This window comes from Glutamicibacter sp. AGC46 (assembly GCF_053543715.1).
This window is the reverse complement of record NZ_JBLVOJ010000018.1, coordinates 1-5,158: the sequence shown is the minus strand read 5'-3', so window position 1 is coordinate 5,158 and position 5,158 is coordinate 1. Positions and strand designations below refer to the sequence as shown.

The 5,158-nt window shown below is 52.6% G+C and carries 2 protein-coding genes, 3 tRNA genes and 2 rRNA genes; all 7 read right to left on the bottom strand.

The genetic code is table 11. From position 1 onward, the window contains the following. Positions 1 to 204 precede the first annotated feature (204 nt). Positions 205 to 280 (bottom strand) — tRNA-Glu (locus ACNPM8_RS11345). 48 nt (positions 281 to 328) lie between these two features. Beyond that, a tRNA-Gln gene (locus ACNPM8_RS11340) sits at positions 329 to 400 on the bottom strand. A 286-nt stretch (positions 401 to 686) separates the two neighbouring features. Beyond that, positions 687 to 760: transfer RNA gene (locus tag ACNPM8_RS11335), tRNA-Pro, on the bottom strand. A 109-nt stretch (positions 761 to 869) separates the two neighbouring features. Continuing rightward, entirely contained in the window at positions 870 to 2,246 is a 1,377-nt protein-coding gene (locus ACNPM8_RS11330) for an FAD-binding oxidoreductase (RefSeq protein WP_332504510.1), read from the bottom strand. A 176-nt stretch (positions 2,247 to 2,422) separates the two neighbouring features. Continuing rightward, positions 2,423 to 3,847 (bottom strand): amino acid permease, encoded by a 1,425-nt coding sequence (locus ACNPM8_RS11325; protein WP_448939857.1) that lies wholly within the window; start codon positions 3,845 to 3,847, stop codon positions 2,423 to 2,425. 899 nt (positions 3,848 to 4,746) lie between these two features. Then, positions 4,747 to 4,863 (bottom strand): 5S ribosomal RNA (gene rrf / locus ACNPM8_RS11320). Positions 4,864 to 5,027: 164 nt separating this feature from the next. Then, positions 5,028 to 5,158 (bottom strand): 23S ribosomal RNA (locus tag ACNPM8_RS11315); the annotation flags it as partial.

Below are 5,158 nucleotides of genomic sequence, written 5' to 3'. Positions count from 1 at the left end.
ACGGGCTCAACGGGCTCAACGGGCTCAACGGGCTCAACGGGCAGTTTCCCCTCACCCGCGCTAGACCTGCAACTCTGCGCCGTTACATTACTGACGGATTACCCTGCTTAAGGAGGTATCAGCGGAAGCCGCTGTCGGTTCCGTAGAATCCTCGGTTTTTGGGCATAAAAAAATCGCGAAACATAAGTTTCGCGATTTTTGCTTTGGTGACCCCAACGGGATTCGAACCCGTGTTGCCGCCGTGAGAGGGCGGAGTACTAGGCCGCTATACGATGGGGCCGTATGCTGAAGATTAATCTTCAGCTCACCAAATCTCTTTGGTGAAGCGCTGGGATACCAGGACTCGAACCTAGAATGACGGAACCAGAAACCGTTGTGTTGCCAATTACACCATATCCCAATGTGACTTGGTATTCATTTGCTTCAGCAGCCGAAGCTGATCTGCGCTGAACGCCTTAGCACGAGATATAACTATACCTAAAAAATTCACGGATCGCACATCCTGGGGCAATATCCTCGAGTGATCTGCAGCTCGTTTATTGAAATGCCTGTAACAGACCTGAGCTTCGCTACACGTCAGCCGATAAATTGCCGCCGAAGGAGGCAGGTCCACTTGACCTGTCACTGCGTGCTGAGACGACTGCTTAATGCAAAAGAGGGAACCGAAGTTCCCCCTTAGCTGTGTGTCGGGATAACAGGATTCGAACCTGCGACCTCGTCGTCCCGAACGACGCGCGCTACCAAGCTGCGCTATATCCCGTGGTTACAACCATTTCACTATACACCCTGCAGAATTCTCATCAATGCCCGGCATAGCTACTCTTTTCTTTGCCGCCAAGTCCTTAGCCGGGCCTCGCAGCTTAAGACCATTAGATAGCTTTCCCAGGATTCAAGATATTCAACGGGTCCAAAAGGTTCTTGATCTGCTGTTGGAGTTCGATCACTTCTGTTGCTTGTTCCCATTGCAACCAATCTTTTTTGATCAGCCCGACACCGTGTTCGCCAGTAATTGTGCCGCCCAGTTCCAGTGCAATACGTACGGAGCTTTCAACTGCACGGTCAAGCCTCGCTAGTGGCTCGTTGCCGTCTTCCGGTTCTACAGAAAACGTCGGATGCAGATTGCCATCCCCTACATGCGAAATCATCCGCATGTTTACGTTTTCGTCCCGCGCAGCCCGTTGAACGCGGTGCACGTATTCAAGCATCTTGCTTTTCGGAATCGCGACATCCTCTCCAGTCCGGTAAGCATCGTCTTTAGTATCACCCCGGCTGGTTCGGCGCATTTCGATCAGTTGCGTAGCACTCGGATCTGCCGAATTGCTCAGCTGGGCATTGCGGTCTGCGAAAACACTGCGGAGCGCGGTTTCTTCACGCTCGGCGCCATAGCCATCCAGTCGAGCCAAGAGCATGGCACCGCCGTGACCTGCGTAATTCGTCGAGTACTGTTCATCAAGAATGAGCAGAGTCGAATGATCAATGAGTTCCAAAATGGCAGGCTGAATTCTGGCTTTGGCAATCAGTTGAACGCCCTCGACTGCTTCTTCCAGGCTGGGGAACAATAGAGCTATGTCTCGCTCGTCTACCGGGAGATAGCGCAATCGGAGAACTGCGCGAACGACAACGCCCAGCGTGCCCTCTGACCCTGTGAAAAGTGCGGCGAGATCATACCCTGCTACACCCTTAAACGTATTCTTGCCAACGCGGATTAGTCGGCCGTCTGCCAATACTACGTCTAGGGAGAGCACTGCTTCTCGGGTCACGCCATACTTCGCGCACCGCAGGCCTCCCGCGTTGGTTGCGATGTTGCCGCCAATTGTAGACATCTTGTAGCTAGCAGGATCCGGGGCGTACATGAGGCCGAATTCGGAAACGGCTTCGTTCAGCTGATGATTGATGACGCCAGGTTCAACCACAGCGACCTCATCTTCCGGGCGGATCTCTAGGATTCTATTCATCTTGCTCAAGTTCAAGACGACGGCATCACCTAGTACGTGTACACCACCAGAAACACCTGTGCCGGCACCGCGGCTAATGACCGGTACCTTGTATTCGCTAGCCAAGCGTAGAACGTGTTGTACATCCGCTACGGAACTGGCGAAAACCACGGCCAGCGGTTCAATGGGATCCCCCGACAACTGACCGAAGTCTCTAGAGTTTTCTCGAAGCAGCGGGCCCGCTGTTTCAATGGCATTCTCTGGTAATGCCGCGCTGAGGGCATCTAGAAATCCGGCATGGGAAGCGGCCATCTTTATCTCCACGGATCGTTGCGTGCAAGTATTTACCTGAGACTACGGCTTTTGAGGGTCTTTGCCGAACTTGATGACTTGGCAATTTACTAGTAGCTCGGTTCAAAACTGCGTTTGCACCCTCATGGCCAGCCAGTCCGGGGCCGGCATACGTCATTGCCCTATTATTTATCGGGCTAAGACCGTTCAGCTGCTGCATTTTCTTTCGATTGCGCTGCTTGGATTTCTGCTGGAAGAGCTTTTCCTCTGACTAATAGTCGATAACAGACGCCCAGGATTGCCACCCAGATTAGACCGGTAATGAGTGCACTACGCGTATCCGGAATAATGCCGATTAAGATGATCACGAAGATCATGAAGGCCAGCGCCAAGTAGCTACCCACTGGCCAAAGCGGAACTGGGAATGCAGATGGTTCAAGATTATCTCTGTCTATCCGGTGCTTCATCCGAATATGAGAGATCAGGATCATCGACCAAACAACGACGGTGGCGAAAGTAGCCAATGCAGCAATGAGGAAGAAGATCTCATCTTCGAACCAGATGTTCAGCACTACACCAATAAGCAATGCGCCGATCATCGATAGTGAAGTCACCCATGGGACCCCGTTAGCCGTGGTCTTCGTGAATACCTGTGGCGCCTGGCCTTGTTTGGCCATACCGTGAATCATGCGTCCCGCGCCGAAGATGTCTGCGTTGATTGCTGAGAGTGCCGCAGTGATGACGATGAAGTTCAGGACATTTGCTGCTGACGAGAAGCCGATGCTGGAGAAGATCGAAACGAATGGACTTTCACTACCATCAATCGTGTTCCACGGCTGAATGCACATGATGACACCGAGCGTGAGTACGTAGAACAGCAAGATGCGCACTGGCACAGAGTTAATTGCCTGCGGAATGACTTTACGCGGGTTTTGCGCTTCACCAGCGGTAATGCCGATCACTTCGGTGCCGCCGAAGGCAAACATGACAATGGTCAGGGAAGCGAGAATGCCCCAGACACCATGCGGCATGAAGCCGTCGCCAGCAAAGAGATTGGATAGACCTGCAGCTCCTTCGCTTTGGTTGCCCAACCCGAAGACGATTACGAGAACGCCACCAGCGATCATTGCCATGATAGCGACGACCTTGATCAAGGAGAACCAAAATTCCAGTTCGCCGAAGACTTTGACCGAGAGCAGGTTCACGGCGGCAATTAAGAAAACAACTGCCAGGATCCAGATCCATCGTTCGACGTTGGGAAACCAGAAACCCATATATACGCCAAAAGCCGTCACGTCAGCCAGGGCCACCACAAACATTTCAAACGTGTAGGTCCACCCGGTTGCAAAGCCAGCAAAGCGTCCAACGAATTCAGTGGCATAGCTTCCGAATGAGCCGGAGGTCGGATTGCGGACTGCCATTTCTCCCAACGCACGCATCACCATGAACACCACTGCCCCACCGAGTATGTATGCCAACAGCACCGCTGGCCCAGCCATTTGAATGGCGCTTGCGGAACCATAGAACAAGCCTGTGCCAATAGCAGACCCTAGAGCGATAAACCTGATGTGCCGTGTGCTTAAACCACGTTTCAAGTTTTGACTTGTCTGGCTAGTACGCATGCTGCTCCTCCGATATTCCTAACTGCATCAGAGGTTTGCCGCTCACTTTTCATGGTGTGCTTCAACCCCGACATCCATGTAATCGCAGTCACACGCATCTTGGAGCGGGGAAAAAGACAAGATAGTCCGGTACCTCAGACTCTTGGTGAAAAGAAGCTGAGATACCGGACGGCAATTCTTCCAACGGGTATCTCGGGACAGCGTGATGGGCATTCTGGAATTTCGACCACTCGCGAGCTGTCGATAGAAGTACACATCCCGGCATGAAAGCATCTACTGTCCGTAAGCGTCCGCGTCTTCAGAAACATGACACCGGTGCCTTCAGGCGGTGGATGACAGTATCTATTGCTTTCAAGGCTTTCCAAGACGAGGTCCACAATGACGTTCATTGGCCTGACCCGGTGAATTCTCGCAGTCTTGGTTCCCTTGGTCGGTCGAATCCCCTTACGCCGAGACCTATGGTTGCCAGTTGCTCTCACCATTGCACGCCGGCAGGTGAATGTGGTGCAACTGCGGGAATCGTCTTCCGAAACGGAGCTGTCGCCTTGGTGCCTGAAACTCAAATTACGCAGTCGACCAGCTGGCATTTTTAGTCGATACCCGTCAGGGAACAAATATGGCTCAGCATGGCTGGCTGGGCCGACAACCTGATCTTCAATTTGGATAAGAACTCCAGTGAATAATTCTCGGGTAACCTGGCCCTCGTCATCCGGTGCAAGCAACTGAGCTCGCCGGCAACCTTGGCCAACACAAATACCCTGGACGCACTGCTCGTTAAAGCAGGAGGGGAGGAGGAACCAGGCAGCACCAGCTGCCCAATTCCCCCTCCCCTTCCCGTTAAACAGGTGAGGCCCCGGCACCAAACGGTACCAGGGCCTCAAACCATCTACTCAAGTTAAGTCCGGCGGTGACCTACTCTCCCACACCCTCACGAGTGCAGTACCATCGGCGCAGTGGGCCTTAGCTTCCGGGTTCGGTATGGGACCGGGCGTTTCCCCCACGCTATGACCGCCGTAACAATCACGAAGCACACAAACCAAAACGTTTCCTGGTCAATGTTTTCCGGTGCTACAAAGTCTTGTAACTCATCTTGTATTTGCTGGCTAGAGGTTGTTGTCTCGTAACCGCATAGTGAACGCGAACAGCATTGAAATCATCAGTTCAAATATTGTTTTATTGTGTGTTGAAAGTCATCGGCCTATTAGTACAGGTCAGCTACACAAGTCTTTAGTCCTTGCTTCCACATCCTGCCTATCAACCCAGTGGTCTAGCTGGGGGCCTCTCACACTCAAGGTGCATGGAAATCTCATC

What these genes read in the sequence shown, in the direction of transcription:
- ACNPM8_RS11330 (WP_332504510.1), bottom strand. Translation starts at nt 2,246, where the DNA reads ATGGCCGCTTCCCATGCCGGATTTCTAGATGCCCTCAGCGCGGCATTA.
- ACNPM8_RS11325 (WP_448939857.1), bottom strand. Translation starts at nt 3,847, where the DNA reads ATGCGTACTAGCCAGACAAGTCAAAACTTGAAACGTGGTTTAAGCACA.